The organism is Shewanella maritima (genome assembly GCF_043643735.1).
In the GTDB taxonomy this organism is placed as follows: Bacteria; Pseudomonadota; Gammaproteobacteria; order Enterobacterales; family Shewanellaceae; genus Shewanella; species Shewanella maritima_A.
This window is the reverse complement of record NZ_JBHZSM010000019.1, coordinates 20153-40776: the sequence shown is the minus strand read 5'-3', so window position 1 is coordinate 40776 and position 20624 is coordinate 20153. Positions and strand designations below refer to the sequence as shown.

The window sequence follows — 20624 nt, the reverse complement described above, 5'->3', positions numbered from 1 at the left end:
TTAATGGTGGATTTGAACCGAACTGACCAATTTGTGTTTTATTCTTAGGCAAAATTTACTTCTTCTTAGCTACTCAATTCACTGTTATTATGTACAGCATAATTTACTCTTTCGAAATCACAAACGACTAATGTTAACTAATCAGGTTAAAAGCCAAATCCGAGATGTGTACAAAAGTATCGCCACATCTTTACCTCATTTTCGTTCGCGTAGAGAACAAAATTATATGGTGGCAGAAATCTCAAAAACATTAGCAGGTGATTATGATAAACATCGAAAAATTATTGTTGTAGAAGCCGGTACAGGTATTGGTAAGTCTTTGTCATATATCCTTGGCACCATTCCACTTGCACTCGCTTCAAAAAAGAAGGTGTGTATAGCAACGGCAACGGTCGCGCTCCAAGAACAACTGTTGCATAAAGATTTACCTTTTTTTCTACAGCAATCAGGGCTCGATTTTAAATTCGGGTTAGTTAAAGGCCGTCAACGCTACGTTTGCCTAGCCAAACTTGATGCCATGATAGGTGCAGATGACTCACAAATTGCAATGTGGCAGAACAAACCAGATCAATCTCAAATTGATAAGCTGAAAAAATTACGTGACGACTTTCAGCAAAAAAAATGGAATGGCGAAATCGACACCCTGAAAAATCCCATTGAGGATTTTTTATGGCAACAAATCTGTTGCGATAAACACAGCTGCCATAGACAGGTTGCATCACATCATCATTGTCCATTCCATAAAGCCCGAGAAGATGTTGAAACTTGGGACGTACTCATCGCTAACCATAGCTTACTGTTCGCAGATCTAGAGCTCGGTGGTGGGGTTATTTTACCTGAGCCAGAAGACATGTTTTATGTTATTGATGAGGCTCATCATCTACCCATAGTCGCAAGAGACTTTTCAAGCGCACAAGCAACATTACGTGGAGCCAGTGACTGGATAGAAAAATCCACTAAAACCTGTACTAAGCTACAAAATCAGCTGAAAACCACCCATATCATTTCGCCTGTACAGGCGATGTTAGATTTAAATGCTGAATTAGTGACATTGCTCAACCAAGTTGCCAGCTATTGCGATGCGCAATTACCGCTGTTCAATAACCCAGAATCTCGTTGGCGTTTTGAGCATGGTAAGTTGCCACAACCCTTGCTGATCCAAGCAGAGAATCTTGCTTCTTGCTCAGGGAAAGCCGTTAAGCAGTTTACTAAAATCATTTCTGTGCTTAATGAAGCCATAAAAGATGGTGAATTAGCTAAACACCTGGCTGAAGCTGCGCTTGCCGAAACAGGTTTTATCTTGCAGCGACTAGAAAACCTCAGCAAGCTTTGGAAAATGCTGGCTAAAGAGGACAACAGTAAAGGTGCTCCATTAGCCAGATGGGTAGAGTTACTCAACAGCAAACAACAGGACTATTTATTTTCAGCCTCTCCTATTGAAGTAGGATATATGCTTGAGTCCATGTTGTGGGAGAAAGCTGAAGGTGTCTTACTGTGTAGTGCAACGCTTCGTGCATTGAATAACTTTAATCACTTTGCGCATCAAGTCGGGCTTTCGGTAAACGATGGCAGCCGCTTTTTAGCACTGCAATCTCCATTTGATTACCAAAACAATGCAACTTTATTTATTCCACAAATGGATAATGAACCGACTGCAGATGGCTATACAGAAGAGCTTGCTGAACAAATACTGGCGTTGATTGAAGGTGAAATGGCCACTCTAGTGCTGTTTGCATCATATTGGCAGATGGAAAAAGTGACAGATTTAATAGAACCAAAATTGAAAGACATCCCCATGCTTGTGCAAGGCTCTATGTCTCGTCAACAAATGCTGGCTCAACACAAACAGCGCTGTGATGATGGCAAACCAAGCTTATTAATGGGCACAGGCAGTTTTTCGGAAGGGTTAGACTTACCTGGGGACTATCTCACTAATTTAATTGTGACTAAACTGCCCTTTGCAGTACCGACCTCACCAGTAGAGCAAGCACATGCCGAATATGTCAAGGCAAAGGGTGGAAACCCATTTTTACAATTAACGATTCCGGATGCGTCGCGCAAACTCATCCAAAGCTGTGGTAGATTATTACGTAAAGAGCAAGATTATGGTCGGGTAACGATATTAGATCGCCGTTTAGTGACCAAACGATACGGTAAGTCTTTAATCGATGCCTTACCCCCTTTTAGAAAAGTAATAGAGTAGATTTTTTGGAATTCATTAGCGATCCAAGTTCTTGGGTTATTTTAGCTGCCATTGGTTTTGTAGCAGGCTTTATTGATGCTGTAGTCGGTGGCGGAGGCTTACTCTCTATTCCGGCTTTGTTAGCCGCAGGCGTGCCTCCTCATCTAGCACTTGGCACTAACAAGCTTGCTGCATGCTTTGGATCATTAACCTCCAGTTACACCTATTATAAACAACACTTTTTTACCCCAAGTTTTTGGAAAGCTGGCGCGATTGCCACAGCCATTGGCGCTGTTGTAGGAAGCTGCATCGTGTTTATGATGGATGCTGACTGGCTTCAAAAATTGCTACCTATCTTGATTATATGTATCGCGGTTTATACATTTTTTAGCCCACAATCAATGGGAGAAGATAACATTCAAGCCCCCTGTTCACCATCTTCAAACAAAAAACAAGCTTCACAAGGTTTCATTCTTGGGAGCTATGATGGTTTTGCAGGCCCTGGCATTGGCGCATTTTGGACAGTCAGCTCAATCAAGCTGCATCAATTACCTTTGCTGCATAGCTGTGGCTTAGCTCGCGCAATGACGGCAGTTTCCAATGTGACTGCGTTAATCATTTTTGCTTTGTTGGGGCAAGTTCATTGGGGCTTAGGGCTGTGGATGGGTATTTGTATGATGCTCGGTTCTATTGTAGGCGCTAAAACAGCCATTCGTTATGGTATACCTTTTATTAAGCCGCTATTTATTATTGTGGTGATGGCAATTGCGCTGCAGCTAAGTTGGAGCGCTTGGTCATGAATACCTCACAATTGATTCAAAGGCTAAAACAGCAATTATCTCAGCTTGAGCAAGAGGCGCTAAAACACGATCAAGCATTAGCGCCACAGCAACAAAAATATTTACAAGATATCGAACGCTTTAATCAACAATTGTTTATTCAACAAGGTGCAAAGTTATCACCTTGTATTCAACAGATCCGTAAAGACATCCAACAACTTGAGAAGCAATTAGAGGTGCAAGTTGGTAAAGCATTAATCGAGCAGCGTTGTCTGAATATTCAAGACAAATTTACAGCTCTAAAGCGCGCTTTATTGACCACTAATATCAACATAAAAGCAGAACAACAGAAACGCACAAGCAATCGGGCTAAATACGCCAAAAAACTTCAAAAGCAAAACGATAACAATGGCTTTGGCTGGATTGCAAGTAATGTGATGCAAAATAGTCATCAAATGTATCAAGAATTGAATAAACATCTAAATTGGGCTAAAAAGATTGAACTAAAGATTGCAGAAATGGAACTAAGCCTTGACACTTGTCATCAATCAGACAAATTACAACTGCAAAATGACATTCTGTCTCAGCACCGCCGTCTTGGTAAATGTAGACAGGCGATTAGCTATATAGAAGACAGAATCCAATTGTCTGAAAGGCCAAATCAGAGATTAAACCGTTAAAGGAGTTACAATGAATATTCTCGTTAAAACCAGTGCAGCACTTGTGTTTTTAGCCTCTTCCTCGGCAACAGCTGCCAACTTGACGATCCCAATGGACTTTGAATATTTAGCCCTTAACGGCGTTGAAGTCGAAACAAACTTGTTTTCCCACAAATCAGATTTAACGTTAAGCGAAGGTACACATAAAATTGCAATTCGTTACCACGATCTCGTGGAAGATGATTTTAGCGATAGCCAGAGCACGGTTAAATCTTCACCTTTCATTATTACGTTACAGGTCGATGGGGATTATCAATACCAACTATCGCCAGATGATAGTCGTAAGATAGTAAGAAGACCGCAGCAATTTGCTAAACAACCAAAGGTTGTGATTACTCGTGAAGATAAAGGCCAAGTACAATATTCTGTACAATTAACAGATTACAAAGAAGAGTCATTTATTACCTCACTATTTAATGGTAACAATAAAGAAGACTTCATTGAGCAATCAGCTCAAGCGACCACAACAGCAAACAGTAATGTCGCAGTGGCTTCAGTGCCTGTAACAGCGACATCAGTAGCTGTAGCAACTGCGCCTAAAACGGTAGTTTCAGCCACCGCACCGCAAGCTCAAACCGCTGTACCAGCAGCAACAGCTCCTAAAGCTCAGGCAGAACAAATGCTGCAATATTGGTGGTTACAAGCTGACGAAAAAACGCGTAAAGAATTTATGAGTTGGGCTATTAAACAGCTCTAATGTCACTACCATTTGTCTATCACGCCAGCTATTCTCAGCTGGCGTTACCCTCACAACATAGATTCCCCAGTAGTAAATACCGAAATTTATATCTTGCAGCCCTTAATCATGGTTGGTTATCTTCAGCCCAGCACCATAAGCCAGAAGCTATTGACCCGCTAATACTCACTCAAAGTCATGACATTTCGTATATTGAGCAGTTTTTAAATGGCACTTTACCTGATAAATTCATGCGTAGGATTGGCTTCCCTTGGACTGAACAACTCGTCACAAGAACGCTGCATGCAGTTTCAGGCACAACATTAACCGCTCAATTAGCGCTTGAATATCAAAGGGCGATTCATTTAACAGGCGGTTATCATCACGCTCACCATGATTTTGGCAGTGGCTTTTGTATTTTCAACGATTTAGTTATTGCCGCAAAACAAGCACTGACTCAAGCTGAAATCGATAAAGTGTTGATTTTTGATTGTGACGTTCATCAAGCAGATGGTACTGCGGCAATGTGCCAAGATGAACCAAACATTATTACTTGTTCAGTACATTGCCAAAAGAATTTCCCGTCAAGGAAAATGCATTCTGATCACGATATTGCGTTGGATAAATTTTGTGATGACAATCATTACCTTCAAACCATTGCTGAAGTATTGCCACTACTGATAAATCTTCACCGACCCGATCTCATCATCTACGATGCCGGTGTCGATATACATCAAGATGACGATCTAGGTTATTTAAATATCACTACCGAAGGATTGCTACAACGCGATACATTGGTTTTTAAAACAGCAAAGCAACACGGTATCCCTGTTGCATCCGTTATTGGAGGCGGGTATAGCCGAGATCCTGACTCACTCACTCAAAGACACGGCCAACTATTGATTGCGGCAAACACTATCTGGTAAGCCTAAGATGTGCTACAAATAATCTATAAGTATAAAAACAGCATCAAAAAATGGAGCGATGTTATGCAACTTGAAATTCGTAATTATTATGAAGTGCTGCTGATGGAAATTCTTCGAGATGAAGGACTAATGGAAGAGCTACCAGAAGATTATCTTGCCGACTTATCCTGTGTGACGTTAAATCAGCTACCTGTCCGCTATATACGCCACTTAGTTGATACGTACTTTTTTGAAGACTATAACGAGCTTCAACAAATGAAAAATGAAATTTATGCTGCGCTAGAAAAGTCTCGAGCATTTCTCAAAGCCAACTTACAAAAGACACTAGAAGAACAATCTGAAGTCGAATAAATGATTATCTGGGGGGAATTAATATTGGAGGTTCCCCTAGAGCCACACCCCGGCACACGAGTCGCCTGCTGCGGTTGCTCCCTTCCGGGCCTGGCCGAGTTCACAAGTTATCGTTGCGAGGGGACCCTAGGGTCACCATTGATTTCAAACCGATTAATTATCTTCAACCTTGCTTGAACGCGGTGGATTATCCCTTAGCCAAGGTAGATGATCAAGCATAAATATCAACATATTGGTTTCTGAGCTATTAAGTGGCTAGCAAATAAGCAAGGCTGCAGAAATGACTCACATCAATATGCATAAAGTTTGCCAATCGAATAAAAACTTCGCGGCACGCAAATCAGAGCACATGGCTCTTTGAACTGCCAAATGTTCAGCTTACGCATACACTTATTCCACTCACGAGTCAGAACTTAGTGATCAAGATCACATATTCACCTACCTTCCTTCCCCGCTAGCTGACATAAAAATATCATCAACTAGCCTTATATTAGCTGTTTCATAGATATAAATAGGCTTACAAAGATAAACGTTCAGAATAAAACTACGACTAATGCACAATGGTGTGTATCCATCAACTCAGCTAAAAGATACAATTGTTAATTTTAGGGTGCATCCAAATAAAAAAAGACAATATGACAACGATTTAGTGCCATTTTGTTTTCAAAACCACCCCCTAAAAGTGGTACGTAGAATACCCCTATTTTATTACTAGGATATGGATCACAACTTAAAATAACATTAAGGGATCTTCAAAAATGTCTTAGTTAAACTTGCCGGCGGAGTATTCCAAAAACTTATTTTTTGAGTGATGACAAAAAATTGCAGGGAACAAGATGAAAAAATTAGTAATGATTAAAGCTACCAAAGCTTTATTAAGTGCAGGTTTGTTAACCTTTGCACTCACTGGTTGTGGTAGTGATGGTAAAGATGGCGAAGATGGTGAAAACGGTCCTATTGGTTCTCCAATAGAAACCGCAACATTTATCAAAAGTACAATTACTGATGCAAGTGTTGATGAAAATAACTTTCTAACTGTGACATTCAAATTAGCTGATGCTAATGGCGCAGCGCTATATGGTTTAACTCAAAAAGATATCGCCGCGATTTCATTTGGCCGAGTGGGCAACGCAACAGAGCTAGGCGAGGATGAAATTGTAAACCCAAGCGTTGAACGTCAAATTTGGCTAAGTTATTACAATAAAGATAAAGGTGATGGATACTTTACAGGCTCCAATTACTTTAATGGCAGTTCGAGTGAATGTACTGATTGTTTCACTGATCACAATGATGGTTCTTATACCATCACTGTCGACAGAGCAATTGACACGCTTGATAAATATGAATTCGTTGCTGACACAACCAACGGTGTTTATATGTCGTTAAAAGCGACCAATAGTACAGAACAATCACTGCTTGATAACACATTTTATTACTGGATCCCTGCCACTGAGTCTGTCGTAGAAAAACCACTGCAAATACTCGCCAATAGTGACTGTCAAACATGTCATCGTGCAGGTCAAAATGGTGCGTTATCATTCCATGGTTCTAAGCACACAACAGAAGAAGCGTGTTCATTCTGTCACACAGACTATAACCGTTATGAGAAGCAAGACACGGATTCAGAAGGTAACCCAATAGGTGATGCCTATGCATTTGATGGGTCGATTAAAGGTATGGTGCATAGTATCCATAATGTATCAAACTTTACCGATGAAGGTATTTACCCTCAAAAAACATCAAACTGTCAAACCTGCCATAACCCGGACGAAAACTTCAATCTAACAGACAGTTGGAAAGCCGATATGGATACAACTGCTTGTTGGAGCTGTCACTCACCAAGTCCTGCGGAAGTTGCTGCTGGTGTACCATCATCTCATAGACAAGGCCAAAATTGTTTATCCTGTCACAGTGACGCTGGTAGTGCTCGTGGTGCTGAACAAGCGCACTATACTTTAAATAGTAACAATGCATCTGCCACATATTCTGTTACGTTCAATAGTATGTCGGTTGCTGAAGATGAGTCAGCCATTTTAGTCAACTTCACAGTGACTGACGCTGAAGGTCAATTTATTAGCATTAACCAAATTGACCCACGGCCGTATCAATATGGCGGCTTTAATAGTGCGATTGTTATCAATGGTGTATTGAACGATGACTATTTAGTTAACTACCAAAAGGTAGGCTATGACACTTTCTCAGAGGAAGCTGATGGCTCAATAACTTCAATCGTTAATGCAACGGATTTTGACATCCAAACTATTATTGAAGCACAAGCAACTGTGGTGTTAAGTAGTCAATTACACGTTTGTTCACATCGTGGTGTCATCCAATACTGTGATGAAGATGATTTAAACAGTGGTTCGCAAGATGCGCCTTATGTTACATCTGACACTTTCTACTTCAACTTAGATGGTACGACTGTAGAAACTTCGCCACGTGTTCAACATGCAATAATGAGCGACTGCCAGCAATGTCATACAACACAAATTACCCATAGGTATACAAATGATATTGATGGATGTGCCACTTGTCATAATGGCACTCGAGTTAATAGCAGTGGAGCATCATCTAATCTAGCAACGGTTGCCCATAACAAACATTACTTATATGACGCTAATGGCGATTTATTCTTTAAGAAAACAGAATGTCAGGCTTGTCATGGAGAAGATGGGTTCTCTATTAACAAGATTACCGCAGATGCAACTCCAGTAGGATTTGGTCGCGACGCTGATACTGGAGAGACATTAGTTGTATCTCCTCAAGCTGCTGCTTGTTTGAGCTGTCACCAACCACCATACGGGCTTAATGAGACAACCATTGGACATATGGAGAGTAATGGCGGTGTTGTAGGTACGATTACACAATTAGGTGTGCCAATGTCTGAATATGAAGCACTCAATGTTGTAGAAACCTGTTCAACCTGCCACACCGACACTAATATGCTTAACGCACATTCTAATTGGGGTGGAAACTAATCTAAATATAACCATACAGAGTCGCAATGTTGCGGCTCTGTATTTTGATTGAATCTTAGTATTAATTATTTAATGAACAGCTACCTATAAATAATTAGAAAGATCTGCTTCACACATTATATGAGTGATTAAAGATTTATATGGCAAGTTAAAGTAATCTTATTAATAGGAATTTTTCCAGTATTGGGTTAACTGAAAGATATTTAAGACCGATGATAACGGTTAAATCTGCAGAACATACTGCCAGTAAGCCAATATATTACCTTTAGCAGGGAAACATGATGAAAACGAACTACTCAAAATTAGCCTTGTTGCTTGCTGCAACAGGCGCAATGACCTTAGCAGGTTGTAGTGGTGATGATGGTAAAGATGGCGAGCCGGGTAGACCCGGTGGAGAACCCGCCGCTGAAATCGAAACCCTCATTCTTGATGTCACTAAAGTCAGCTATGAAAACAATACCCCTACTGTTGAAGTTTTCGCGACCAACGAGGAAGACCTCGCAGTTGTAGGCTTAGTTGATCTTTCAATTGAAAATGCTGCGCAATTAATTCCAGCAGGCGCTTCTGGTGCAGGTGACAGCGCAAATTGGCAAAAATTGGGGTCAACATCTACTTTCGTTGACAACAAAAACGGTACTTATACGTTTACTTTCGACAGCTTCGATACTGAAACGTTCAATAAAGATCTTACCCAGCGTTTTAATATTATTGCTAAAGCCTCTACTCTAGCCAATGGTACAACTATTGTGCCAGTGACTGAAATTGTAGAAGACTTTGATGGTGAAGGTTACCAAGCTATCTTTACCAAAGATGTGGTTTCACATGAAGTATGTACTGCTTGTCATGCTGAAGATCAAACTATCTACCACAGAGCAACAACTGTTGAGACATGTATTACTTGTCACACCCAAGAGTGGGCTGAAGGTCGTGGAAAACCTGAAGTTGCATTTAGCCACTTGGTTCACAACGTACATAACTCAAACAAGGTTTGGGGACGCAACGACTACACAGCAGAAACGGCACATACACTAGTGCAAGACAACTGTCAGCTATGTCACGTTGAGAATGAAGACCTAGCAGAATGGGGTAACTGGACTCGTGTTCCGACGATGGAAGTGTGTACTAGCTGTCACGTTGATATTGACTTCAAAGCAGGTACAGGTCACCCACAACAACAAGATAACTCTAACTGTGTAGCCTGTCACAATGCTAGTTGGACTGAAGAAATCCACACAAGCGGTTTAGCTCAGAAGAAAGCTTTCATTGACATGTACGGTATGTCAACAACTCTCACGGCTAACAAAGCTGATGAGAATGACATGTCAGCAACACTGTCTGTGACAATTTTAGATGATGAAGGCAACAAAGTAGATGCGACCTCACTGGTTAGCAAACTTGCTCGTGTTGAAACCATTACCAACGTTGGCCCTAACTTCCCAATTATGGGTTACAACCCTAACCCTAATGGCCTTCAAAAAGTGACTAAAGACTTTGTTCTTCAAGGTGCTCTTCAAGACGATGTCACTATCGTTGATGGCAGTTTCCAATACACTATCGACTCACTGCCATTTGGTGAAGGCGATGCCGATACTGCATTTAGCTTTGTTGGTTTCGAAATGTGTAATGATGGCGTACAAGCCATTGACTGTGCAGAAGAAGTCGCAACTACTAGCATGAAAGCTGACCTAGCACATGGTACCTTCTCTGGTGAAGAACCGAGCTTACGTCACATTGATTCAGTGAACTTCAGTACTTGTCAAAACTGTCACGGTGAAACTTTCGAGTTACACAAAGGTTACCACGCAGGCTTTATCATGACTGAGCAACTCGGCCGTGAAGTTGACGGTGAAATGACCGTAGGTATTGATGGCTGTGTGACTTGTCATACACCAGATGGTACTTATGCATCAGGCGCGAACCTTGGTTCTATTGAGATGAAGTTACACAAAACTCACGCCTCACAAGATATCATTGGTGATTGTGCTCAATGTCATAATGACTTTAACCTTGATGCCTTCATCATGAAAGGTGCATTAGCGACTAGCCCAGGTTTATATACCACGCCAGTAACTGCGACTTGTGCATCGTGTCATGGCGTAGAAGAAATTAAGGCGCATGCTGAAAGCCAAGGTGCGATCGTCAATGGCGACTTCACTGAAGCTAACCAAGCTGTTGAACTTGAGTTCTGTTTACGCTGTCATATTCCGACAGTCGAAAACCACACCCTTACCAAGTTTTAATTTGCCGTATTGAGAAGCTGCCAATGGGTAGCTTCTCAGAATAAAATTGAAAACAATATTCAACAAAACGGACAAATTAGGAAAAAAAGATGATGACTACAATGAAAATATCTCGCATTTTCCCTGCATTGATAGCGACTGCCCTCCTTTGCTTTGGTTTGACTACCCAAGCACATGCAGCAAAATGGGATGAAAAAATGTCTCCAGATGAAGTTGAAACGCTTCTGGATAAAAAGTTTGCCGAAGGCAAATACTCTTCTCAAGGTGCGGACTCATGTTTAGCATGTCACCGCCGCTCAGAAAAAGTAATGGATTTATTCAAAGGCGTTCATGGCGCAATTGAATCATCTAAAAGCCCAATGGCTGGCTTACAATGTGAAGCTTGTCATGGACCACAAGGTACTCATAACCGTGGTGGTCGTGAGCCGATGATTGCATTTGGCCCAGATTCTTCACTCAGCGCTGAAAAGCAAAATAGTGTTTGTATGAGCTGCCACCAAGATGACAACCGCATGACTTGGAACAACAGCCACCATGACAATGCTGATGTATCTTGTGCTTCGTGCCACAGTGTTCATACCGCAAATGATCCAATCTTAGATAAAAAGACTGAAAATGAAGTATGTACAAGCTGCCACACGAAAGCGAAAGCTGACATGCACAAACGTTCAAGCCACCCACTAAAATGGGATCAAATGACATGTAGCGATTGTCATAATCCACATGGCAGCTTAAGCGATTCAGACCTTATCAAGCCAACAATTAACGAAACTTGTTACTCTTGTCACGCTGAAAAACGTGGTCCAAAACTTTGGGAACACGCACCAGTGACTGAAAACTGCGTATCTTGCCACAGCCCTCACGGCAGTGTTCACGATGGCATGTTAAAAACTCGTGCTCCTCAGCTGTGTCAGCAATGTCACGCGTCAGATGGCCACGCAAGTAATGCTTATCTAGGTAACACTGGCATGGGCTCAAATGTAAATGATAATGCCTTTACAGGTGGCAGAAGCTGCTTGAACTGTCATAACCAGATCCATGGTTCAAACCATCCATCTGGTAAATTACTTCAGCGCTAAGGGGACAAGTAGATGAAAATGAAATTAAATTTGATCACCTTAGCCTTACTCACTGGCTCAAGCTTTTCAGTGATGGCAAATGGTTATGGTATTTCGAACGCGAATACAGAAAGTGTAAAGTTTGATAAATGGCAGTGTAAGCGCTGTACAGTTGAAACAGGCTTCTCTGGTGATGTGGGCGTCGGCGTAGGTTACAATAGCGAAGAAGATATTAAATCTGCCAATGCTTTTGGCTCTGATGAAGAGTTTGCTGGCAAAGTTGATGCTAATGTACGTTACATCGGTGAGACAGGCTACCAAGCAGATATCCAAGCCAGTGATTTAGGCTTAGATAATGGCCGCTTGAACGTAGACATTGGTAAATTAGGGACATACAACCTTAACTTTAATTACCGTTCTATTGCGACTTATCACACAGATAAAGCCATGACACCATACTCAGGTAGTGGTACCGATGATCTCACTTTACCTGGTAACTGGGTAACGGGTGGTTCGACAGGCGATATGACGCAATTGTATTCTAGTGTTAACCCATTGGAGCTTTCACTAAAACGTGAACGCGCTGGAATGGGGCTTGAGTACCAAACTGAATCGATGTTCAAAACCTACGTATCATTTGAACGTGAAGAAAAAACGGGAACTAAACAAGCGTCTGGTAGCTTCTATAATCAGTCAATGATGATTGCTGAACCGGTTGACTACACGACAGACACAATCGAAGCCGGTATTAAGCTACGTGGTGATAATTGGTTCACTAGCCTTAATTACAATGGTTCTATTTTCAAAAATAGTAATAGCCAACTTGCCTTTGATAATGCATTTACACCCACATTTGGCGCTCAAGAACGCGGTTACATGGCATTAGACCCAGACAACGAATCGCATACTGTGTCTTTACTTGGTCAATATAACACCACATCCACGGCACTAAGCGGACGTATGATGTTAGGTAAAATGACCCAAGATGAAGAGTTTGTCACTTCAGGTTACGGCTATACATTACCGAGTGAATCATTAGATGCTAGCGTCGATTTAACCGGTATTAACTTACGCGGCTCTCATAGAGTAAACCGTGATCTTCGCCTATCTGCCAGCTATGACTATAGCGACCGTGAAAACAACACGAATGTGGAAGAGTGGACGCAAATCAGTATTAATAGCGCTAATGGTCAAGTTGCCTACAACACGCCTTATGACTACACCAATCATAGAGCGAAATTAGCAGCTAACTATCGTATTACACGCGATCTTCGTTTAGATGGTGGTTACGATTACCGTCGCGATGAGCGTAGTTACCAAGACCGCGAAACCACAGACGAAAACACAGTTTGGGCTCGTTTACGAGTTAATACTTTTGAACGTTGGGATATGTGGGTTAAAGGTAGCTATGGTAGCCGCGATGGCTCCAACTATAGCGCATCTGAGTGGACCTCATCTGAGCAAAACAAGTTACTGCGTAAATACTATCTTGCAGACAGAGACCGTACACAGGTTGAAGTTCGTGTAAGTCATACACCAATTGATTCTCTAACGATTGATTTAGGTGCACGTTTCGCACAAGACGATTATAGCAATACAGAAATCGGCTTAACCGAATCTAAAGATACGAGTTACGATCTTAACTTGCATTACATGGTTAGCGAAAACATGTCGCTTAACGCATTCTACAACCATCAAGTCATCGATACCGCGCAAGCTGGTAGCTCAAACTTTGGATCGGCTACATGGTATTCGGATGTAGAAGACAAAGTAGATGTTGTGGGTGCAGGCTTGATGTATGACAACCTAATGGATAGTAAATTACGCCTTGGTCTCGATTACACCTACTCGAACTCAGACAGTACTACACAAGTCACTCAGGGGATTACTGGTGACTACGGTGATTACTATGCGAAAGTACATAATGTAAACGCATATGCGACCTATCAAGCATCTGAAAAAATGGCGCTGAGATTAGATTATCGAATTGAAAAATATGAAGATAATGATGCGGCGAATGAAATTAATCCAGACACCATTTGGAATGTATTGAGCTTTGGTAATAACAGCCATGATTATACAGCCCACATGGTAATGCTAAGTATGAGCTACAAGCTTTAATATAAAGCCAGCTCTTTAAAAAAGCCGACATTGATTAAAATGTCGGTTTTTTTGTTTTTGAACTTGCAATAAACATTAATTTAACACTATATTAACAAGGTGAATTACCTTGTGATAAAATTTGGGCAGAAGGATCTTGCCCACATTTTTCTTCCTTTCCCCTCCCCGCACTACTTAATGTTGATAAGCTAACAGTCATTACCATGACTTCTATAAGCAGAGGCAATTTATGCTCGATATTGATACTAATGTCGCGAAAACTATCGTTTATCGAACCAGTGAAACCATTGGACATAATATCAACGTGATGAATGCTAAAGGTATCATTTTGGGCTCTGGTGACAATACCCGCCTAGGATCAGTACACGAGGGAGCCTTGCTTGCAATCAGTCAAGACCGAACAGTGGAGCTCACCCAACAAAGCGCAAACAGCTTGCAAGGTGTAAAACCTGGGATCAATTTACCATTGCATTACAAAGGGCGAGTTATTGGTGTCATCGGGATTACAGGGGCACCTGATGAAGTCAGGCACTACGCCGACATGCTCAAGATGACCGCTGAAATGATTGTTGAGCAAGCCTATTTACTAGAGCACACACAATGGCAAAACCGTCAACAAGAAGAGTTTGTATTGCAGCTCATAAAAGCCCAGCCTGATGATATTCACTCGCTTATACATTGGTCCGTTCAACTAGGCATAGATTTAAGCCTACCGCGTGTTGCAGCCATCATAGAACTTGAATCAGTTGATGCTAAGTTGATGCATGACAACCGCGCACTTAAACAAATGGTCTATTTGTTACAAAATCCAGACCGTGGCAATTTGATTGCGATGACCTCACTGAGTCAACTTGTCATTCTAAAACCGGCTTTTTTAGATGGTGAAGCTTGGAACCCTGAATTAGAAAGCGTACGCATCGATAAATTATTGCAGCGGATCCCTGCCAATATGAATCTCAAGCTCAACATCGCTTTGGGTCATTACTTCGATGATGTTTTAGGACTGGCAAAATCTTACAAAACGGCACAAGAAACACTTAAGTTGGGCAAGCTATTACATCCCGTTAAAACCAAGTATTTATTTGAAGATTACAGCCTACAAATCCTACTTTCTGGATTAAAAAACCATTGGCGTGGTAATGCGCTAGGTCAACCTTTTCAGTTATTAATAGAACACGACAAAAACCAACAGTTGCAGAAAACCTTCACTAGCTACATTGAACATTTAGGCGATCAGCAAGCTTGTGCCAAAAGTTTATTTATTCACCGAAATACGCTCAGATACCGCCTAGAAAAAATCGCTAAGATAACGGATACCGACATTAATAGCTTCCAAGGACTATTAAGCCTTTATCTTGGGCAAATGATGCATCAAGAATAGTACCCAGCTAGCTGTTCATTTGCACAACATTGTAATTATTCAACTTATAAAATTGGTTCGTTTGCACAAAGCGTTATTGGCGTTATTGCATAATAATGCCCACTACTCAAACCCTACAAAATAATTACGAGACTAACCATGAGCATGCTGTTTATTCTTATAGGTGTCATTGCATTTATTGTTATTGCGACCTCTAAATTTAAGCTCCACCCATTCCTAACATTAATTCTAGCTTCTTTTATCACCGCTTTCGCATTTGGCGTGCCTAGTGCTGATATTGCTAAAACGATCTCCACCGGCTTTGGCGGGATCCTTGGATACATTGGTTTAGTGATAGTACTGGGTACTATCATTGGTACCATACTTGAGAAAAGTGGTGCAGCAATCACCATGGCTGATGTGGTGATAAAAGTATTGGGTAAACGTTTCCCAACGCTGACAATGTCCATCATTGGTTATATCGTATCAGTGCCAGTCTTTTGTGATTCTGGCTATGTTATTCTTAATTCATTAAAGCAATCTATGGCTAACCGCATGAAAGTCTCAAGTGTCTCGATGAGCGTTGCGCTTGCTACAGGCTTGTATGCCACCCATACATTTGTTCCGCCGACACCAGGGCCAATTGCTGCAGCAGGAAATTTAGGGCTAGAATCTCAGCTTGGCTTGGTGATTGCGATAGGTGTGTTTGTTGCTGCTACAGCTGCATTTGCAGGTATGTTATGGGCTAACAGATTCAAAAATGAACAACCAGATGGTGACAATGCCCACGAGTTAACTGAGCAGCAACATCAAGATTATGAAACGCTTAAAGCCAGCTACGGTACGTTACCTACACCAGCTAAAGCATTTGCTCCGATCTTTATTCCAATCTTGCTGATTTGTTTTGGTTCAATCGCCAACATGCCAGGTAAGCCTTTCGGAGAAACGGCATTTTTCGACATTTTATTATTCCTAGGGCAACCACTTAATGCACTATTAATTGGTCTTGCATTATCACTAAGCCTACTAAAATCTGACAATAAAACGACTGAGTTTGGTGAACGTATCACTCAAGGCATAACTGTCGCCGCCCCAATATTGTTAATTACTGGTGCAGGTGGCGCTTTCGGTGCCATTTTGAAAGAAACACAAGTTGCCACCTATATGGGTGAAAGTTTATCTACCTTAGGTGTAGGGATCTTCATGCCATTCTTAGTTGCTGCCGCTTTAAAGTCGGCACAAGGCTCATCTACCGTTGCATTGGTTGCCACTTCCGCGCTTGTCGCCCCTTTGTTAGGTGATATTGGCTTAGCTAGCGATATGGGTCGTGTATTAACGGTAATGGCTATTGGTGCAGGCGCAATGACGGTATCTCACGCAAATGATAGCTTCTTCTGGGTCGTGACTCAGTTTAGCCGCATGAGTGTTAAACAAGCATACCGCGCACAAACCATGGCAACACTAGTGCAAGGGTTAACGGCAATGGCACTCGTTTACATTCTTAGCCTAGTACTTCTGTAATTTGGAATTCCTATGAAAATCGTTATTGCACCTGACTCATTCAAAGAAAGCCTTAGTGCACTTGAAGTGGCTAATGCCATTGAAACAGGGTTTAAATCTGTTTTTCCTGATGCCCTGTTTTGCAAAGTCCCAGTAGCTGATGGAGGCGAAGGTACAGTTCAAGCAATGGTCGACGCCACATCAGGAAGAATGGTCACTGTGAATGTCACAGGCCCATTAGGTGAGCAAGTTAAAGCTTGTTATGGGATTTTGGGTAATGACGAAGTTTCAGGCTCTACAGCAGTCATTGAGATGGCGAGTGCATCTGGGTTGCATTTAGTGCCACCAGCTAAGCGCGATCCTTTAATTACCACCAGTTTTGGTACAGGTGAACTGATTTGCGATGCCTTAGAAAGAGGCGTTAAAAGGATTATTCTAGGCTTGGGTGGCAGTGCAACCAATGATGCTGGTGTCGGTATGCTGCAGGCATTAGGTGCAATATTTACTGATGACAAGGGCGAACCTATTGGTTATGGCGGTGCACAATTGGCCGCTATCGAGTCGATAGATTTAAGTCAGCTACATCCAAGCATTAATCAATGTCGTATCGATGTTGCCTGTGATGTGGATAACCCTTTATGCGGTGTTACTGGTGCTTCAGCGATTTTTGGCCCACAAAAAGGTGCTGACGCAGCCAAAATTTCACAATTGGACTCAGCTTTAAAGCATTTTGCCACCAAAACCAATGAGTACTTGTCTGATAGTAAGCACGCTAAAGAGAATAGACTTGATTCACTTGCAGGCGCTGGTGCGGCAGGCGGCATGGGATTTGGCGTGACAGCATACCTCAAAGCGACCCTAATGCCTGGTGTAAAGATTGTGACGGATACAGTTAAGCTAGCAAAAGCTTGCGAAGGCGCAGACTTGGTCATAACGGGTGAAGGCAGAATTGATGGTCAAACAGTATTCGGCAAAACCCCAATGGGAGTATTAGAAGTCGCTCAGGAGCACCAAGTTCCAGTCATAGGGATAGCAGGCTGTTTAGGTGATAATGCTAATGCAATCTGTCTCAAGGGAATGAGCGCAATCTTCCCAATTATCCCAGCGCTTGCACCGTTAAATGATGTGCTTGATCAAGCCACAAATAACTTAATTCAAACCTCTAGAAATATCGCAGCTACAATCGCTGTAGCGAAAAAGTTCAAGTAACCTATTTAAGTAACTAGCCTAAGTGACCTAAACAGGTTACTTAAGCAGGAAATCTGCAAAGTACAGCTCTATCAGCCTTATTTGTATAGTTCATATAGATAAGGCTGAATATCTTCTATTCACTGCCGTTTAACCATTGTCAGCATGAAGTTCATTTGAAAAACTTGAAGCCAGCTTTGCCTTAAAGTAAAGTTAGCAACCAAAATCGCCCGTTTAACGCTAATATAGTTAGTCAACAATCATATTTAAGGCGATGATTATTATAAAGATGGCAATACTAGATGACCTTGAAACACTCCCGCCAAGCGCAAGCCTCTGAAGAGAGCCTTATGCGTATCTTCACTGTGCCTGAGGATGAATCATCCACGCTCAGCATCATTGAAAATAAACTCTCTGAAGATCTCGCCGGTTTTCTCGGAGAAAGCATTGCTGCGCTTGAAAAACCACTAGGTCTTATTGAAGAAGACTTTCAATCTCATCGCATTCCCAATAAGCCTAAATATGTTTCTGATTATACCGATGAAATAATGCAAAATTTAGTGGCACATTCGGTACATACCTCTGCCCCAAGTTTTATCGGACACATGACATCTGCCCTACCTTATTTTGTTTTGCCTCTATCAAAAATGATGGTAGGTCTAAATCAAAACTTGGTAAAGATAGAAACTTCCAAAGCCTTTACGCCACTTGAACGTCAAGTACTAGGGATGATGCATCACTTGGTGTACCAAGAAAACGATGATTTTTATGATCAATTGATGCATAGCGCCAACCACTCACTCGGGGCATTTTGCTCTGGCGGCACAGTTGCCAACATAACGGCGCTTTGGATTGCACGAAATCAATTATTAAAAGCGGATGGGGATTTTAAAGGTGTACATATTCAAGGACTACCTCAGGCCTTGAGACACTACGGCTATGATGACCTCGCGATCCTAGTATCAGAAAGAGGTCATTACTCACTAGGTAAAACGGCTGATTTACTTGGCATTGGACGTAACAGCATCATCAGTATTCCAACAACGGCTGACAACAAAGTCGATGTTGAACTTATGCGTGCCAAAGCTGCCGAGCTACAAGCCAACAACATCAAAGTGATGGCCATTGTCGGCGTTGCTGGCACCACTGAAACGGGCAATATTGACCCACTGGATCAACTCGCCGCATTAGCGGCAGATTTAGCATGTCACTTCCATATTGATGCGGCATGGGGCGGCGCGAGTTTGCTGTCCCAAAAGTACAGACATTTACTCAAAGGCATTGAATTAGCCGACTCAGTCACTATTGATGCACATAAACAAATGTATGTACCCATGGGTGCGGGAATGGTGCTGTTTAAAAAACCTGAATTAGCGCAATCTATTGTGCATCATGCTGAATATATCTTACGTGTTGGCTCTAAAGATTTAGGCAGTCAAACGCTAGAAGGGTCTCGCCCTGGAATGGCGATGCTTGTGCATGCCTGTTTGCAAATCATTGGGCTTGAAGGCTATGAAATCCTCATCAATAACAGTTTAGAAAAGGCACGTTACTTTGCTAATATCATCAATCGGCACTCTTATTTCGAGCTAATTACTGAACCTGAACTTTGCTTGCTTACCTATCGCTTTGTGCCCAAACTCGTCCAGCAAAAACTCGATTTGGCTATTAGTCGAAATGATCAAGACGCACTCAATAAGATGAATCAGCTGTTGGATGAATTAACCCAATTCATCCAAAAACATCAACGTGAACAAGGTAAGTCATTTGTATCTAGAACAAGAATAAAGCCTGCAAAATACGCCAGAACTGATACCACTGTATTTAGGGTCGTATTAGCCAACCCGCTGACAGCCAATGACATCTTGCATGATGTTCTTCAAGAACAAATGGACATTGCGAAACTGGATAATCAATACCTTCCTAAACTTTACACGTTTGCAGAGCAATATGTATAAACCTTAATATGTAACGCTGGTAGAAGCAGTACCCTCTGCCAGCGTTACACTTTCTTCAACTTATTTTATTTCAAAAATAACCGATAACGATCTAAGATTAACCCTTCTTCTTGGTATCTCGCCACATATTGCATTCCCAACTTCTTTAACACGTTAGCTGAAGCAGTATTTTCAGGCATCACATCGCCAAACACCTCGATCAAATTAAGGTGCTGTTTTGCATATTCAATGCAAGCCAAGTTTGCTTCAGTCGCAATGCCTTTCCCCCAATAATCAGGGTGCAAACGATACCCTATATCAACAAAGCGTGTTTCTTGCTTAAACCCGCAAAAACCTATCACCTTCCCCGTGTCTTTCAAAGCTACTGCCCAACGTGCAAAACCGTGTGTTGCATATTCTTTCAACCAAATATTATTAATAATGCTCAAGGCATTTTCTACGTTGTTGCACACCCCAGCATCACCCGTATACAGGTTAACGACTTTTGGTGCATTAAAGTCGTACACAGACTGAGCATCGTCAACATTGAATTCACGAATAACCAATCTGCTTGTGGTTGTTATTATTTTCATATCGCCTCCTATCTGT

The 20624-nt window shown here is 41.7% G+C and carries 15 protein-coding genes and 1 other RNA gene; 14 read left to right on the top strand and 2 right to left on the bottom strand.

Going from position 1 to position 20624, the window contains the following annotated elements:
- Window positions 1-130: 130 nt before the first annotated feature.
- The 6 genes from dinG to ACHUGF_RS16425 all read left to right on the top strand — a co-directional run bounded on the left by dinG (window position 131) and on the right by ACHUGF_RS16425 (window position 5633).
- Window positions 131-2203 (top strand): ATP-dependent DNA helicase DinG, encoded by a 2073-nt coding sequence (dinG, locus tag ACHUGF_RS16450; RefSeq protein ID WP_394132839.1) that lies wholly within the window; start codon window positions 131-133, stop codon window positions 2201-2203.
- Window positions 2204-2208: 5 nt separating this feature from the next.
- On the top strand, window positions 2209-2982 hold the full coding sequence (locus ACHUGF_RS16445; protein ID WP_394132837.1) for a sulfite exporter TauE/SafE family protein: 774 nt from the start codon (window positions 2209-2211) through the stop codon (window positions 2980-2982).
- Window positions 2979-3641 carry a primosomal replication protein gene (locus ACHUGF_RS16440; protein WP_394132836.1) on the top strand — a complete coding sequence of 221 codons (663 nt, stop codon included), beginning with the start codon at window positions 2979-2981 and terminating at the stop codon, window positions 3639-3641. The genes ACHUGF_RS16445 and ACHUGF_RS16440 overlap by 4 nt, the downstream gene beginning before the upstream one ends.
- A 10-nt stretch (window positions 3642-3651) precedes the next feature.
- Window positions 3652-4377 carry a DUF2057 domain-containing protein gene (locus ACHUGF_RS16435; protein WP_394132835.1) on the top strand — a complete coding sequence of 242 codons (726 nt, stop codon included), beginning with the start codon at window positions 3652-3654 and terminating at the stop codon, window positions 4375-4377.
- On the top strand, window positions 4377-5282 hold the full coding sequence (locus tag ACHUGF_RS16430) for a histone deacetylase family protein (protein WP_394132834.1): 906 nt from the start codon (window positions 4377-4379) through the stop codon (window positions 5280-5282). Before ACHUGF_RS16435 ends, ACHUGF_RS16430 begins: the two co-directional genes overlap by 1 nt.
- Before the next feature lie 63 nt (window positions 5283-5345).
- Window positions 5346-5633: a late competence development ComFB family protein gene (locus ACHUGF_RS16425; RefSeq protein ID WP_394132833.1), complete on the top strand. Its 288-nt coding sequence runs from the start codon at window positions 5346-5348 to the stop codon at window positions 5631-5633.
- A 33-nt stretch (window positions 5634-5666) separates the two neighbouring features.
- Here the strand turns inward: ACHUGF_RS16425 and ffs are convergent.
- An RNA gene (ffs, locus tag ACHUGF_RS16420) (signal recognition particle sRNA small type) lies at window positions 5667-5763 on the bottom strand.
- Window positions 5764-6469: 706 nt separating this feature from the next.
- On the opposite strand from ffs, the gene ACHUGF_RS16415 reads away from it, so the two are divergent.
- The 8 genes from ACHUGF_RS16415 (at window position 6470) to panP (ending at window position 20036) form a co-directional block, all read left to right on the top strand.
- Window positions 6470-8611, top strand: coding sequence for an OmcA/MtrC family decaheme c-type cytochrome (locus ACHUGF_RS16415; protein WP_394132832.1), 2142 nt, complete (start codon window positions 6470-6472; stop codon window positions 8609-8611).
- A 278-nt stretch (window positions 8612-8889) separates the two neighbouring features.
- A complete protein-coding gene (locus tag ACHUGF_RS16410) occupies window positions 8890-10851 on the top strand; it encodes an OmcA/MtrC family decaheme c-type cytochrome (RefSeq protein WP_394132831.1) in 1962 nt (653 codons plus the stop codon).
- A gap of 89 nt (window positions 10852-10940) precedes the next feature.
- Window positions 10941-11930: a DmsE family decaheme c-type cytochrome gene (locus ACHUGF_RS16405; RefSeq protein WP_394132830.1), complete on the top strand. Its 990-nt coding sequence runs from the start codon at window positions 10941-10943 to the stop codon at window positions 11928-11930.
- Between the two features lie 12 nt (window positions 11931-11942).
- Window positions 11943-14030, top strand: a complete 2088-nt coding sequence (locus ACHUGF_RS16400; protein WP_394132828.1) for an MtrB/PioB family decaheme-associated outer membrane protein — start codon at window positions 11943-11945, stop codon at window positions 14028-14030.
- A 229-nt stretch (window positions 14031-14259) separates the two neighbouring features.
- The gene (locus ACHUGF_RS16395) at window positions 14260-15411 is read left to right on the top strand and encodes a sugar diacid recognition domain-containing protein (protein ID WP_394132826.1); all 1152 of its coding nucleotides are present in this window, start codon (window positions 14260-14262) and stop codon (window positions 15409-15411) included.
- Between the two features lie 138 nt (window positions 15412-15549).
- The gene (locus tag ACHUGF_RS16390) at window positions 15550-16911 is read left to right on the top strand and encodes a GntP family permease (RefSeq protein ID WP_394132825.1); all 1362 of its coding nucleotides are present in this window, start codon (window positions 15550-15552) and stop codon (window positions 16909-16911) included.
- A gap of 12 nt (window positions 16912-16923) precedes the next feature.
- The gene (locus tag ACHUGF_RS16385) at window positions 16924-18099 is read left to right on the top strand and encodes a glycerate kinase (protein ID WP_394132824.1); all 1176 of its coding nucleotides are present in this window, start codon (window positions 16924-16926) and stop codon (window positions 18097-18099) included.
- Window positions 18100-18380: 281 nt separating this feature from the next.
- Window positions 18381-20036 (top strand): pyridoxal-dependent aspartate 1-decarboxylase PanP, encoded by a 1656-nt coding sequence (gene panP, locus ACHUGF_RS16380; RefSeq protein WP_394132822.1) that lies wholly within the window; start codon window positions 18381-18383, stop codon window positions 20034-20036.
- Between the two features lie 65 nt (window positions 20037-20101).
- Here the strand turns inward: panP and ACHUGF_RS16375 are convergent, their stop codons facing one another.
- Complete coding sequence (locus ACHUGF_RS16375; protein WP_394132820.1) at window positions 20102-20608, bottom strand: GNAT family N-acetyltransferase; 507 nt, start codon at window positions 20606-20608, stop codon at window positions 20102-20104.
- Between the last annotated feature and the right edge of the window lie 16 nt (window positions 20609-20624).

What these genes read in the sequence shown, in the direction of transcription:
- dinG (WP_394132839.1), top strand. Translation starts at nt 131, where the DNA reads ATGTTAACTAATCAGGTTAAAAGCCAAATCCGAGATGTGTACAAAAGT.
- ACHUGF_RS16395 (WP_394132826.1), top strand. Translation starts at nt 14,260, where the DNA reads ATGCTCGATATTGATACTAATGTCGCGAAAACTATCGTTTATCGAACC.
- ACHUGF_RS16390 (WP_394132825.1), top strand. Translation starts at nt 15,550, where the DNA reads ATGAGCATGCTGTTTATTCTTATAGGTGTCATTGCATTTATTGTTATT.
- ACHUGF_RS16440 (WP_394132836.1), top strand. Translation starts at nt 2,979, where the DNA reads ATGAATACCTCACAATTGATTCAAAGGCTAAAACAGCAATTATCTCAG.
- ACHUGF_RS16405 (WP_394132830.1), top strand. Translation starts at nt 10,941, where the DNA reads ATGATGACTACAATGAAAATATCTCGCATTTTCCCTGCATTGATAGCG.
- ACHUGF_RS16375 (WP_394132820.1), bottom strand. Translation starts at nt 20,608, where the DNA reads ATGAAAATAATAACAACCACAAGCAGATTGGTTATTCGTGAATTCAAT.
- ACHUGF_RS16435 (WP_394132835.1), top strand. Translation starts at nt 3,652, where the DNA reads ATGAATATTCTCGTTAAAACCAGTGCAGCACTTGTGTTTTTAGCCTCT.
- ACHUGF_RS16400 (WP_394132828.1), top strand. Translation starts at nt 11,943, where the DNA reads ATGAAAATGAAATTAAATTTGATCACCTTAGCCTTACTCACTGGCTCA.
- ACHUGF_RS16430 (WP_394132834.1), top strand. Translation starts at nt 4,377, where the DNA reads ATGTCACTACCATTTGTCTATCACGCCAGCTATTCTCAGCTGGCGTTA.
- ACHUGF_RS16385 (WP_394132824.1), top strand. Translation starts at nt 16,924, where the DNA reads ATGAAAATCGTTATTGCACCTGACTCATTCAAAGAAAGCCTTAGTGCA.
- panP (WP_394132822.1), top strand. Translation starts at nt 18,381, where the DNA reads ATGACCTTGAAACACTCCCGCCAAGCGCAAGCCTCTGAAGAGAGCCTT.
- ACHUGF_RS16410 (WP_394132831.1), top strand. Translation starts at nt 8,890, where the DNA reads ATGATGAAAACGAACTACTCAAAATTAGCCTTGTTGCTTGCTGCAACA.
- ACHUGF_RS16415 (WP_394132832.1), top strand. Translation starts at nt 6,470, where the DNA reads ATGAAAAAATTAGTAATGATTAAAGCTACCAAAGCTTTATTAAGTGCA.
- ACHUGF_RS16425 (WP_394132833.1), top strand. Translation starts at nt 5,346, where the DNA reads ATGCAACTTGAAATTCGTAATTATTATGAAGTGCTGCTGATGGAAATT.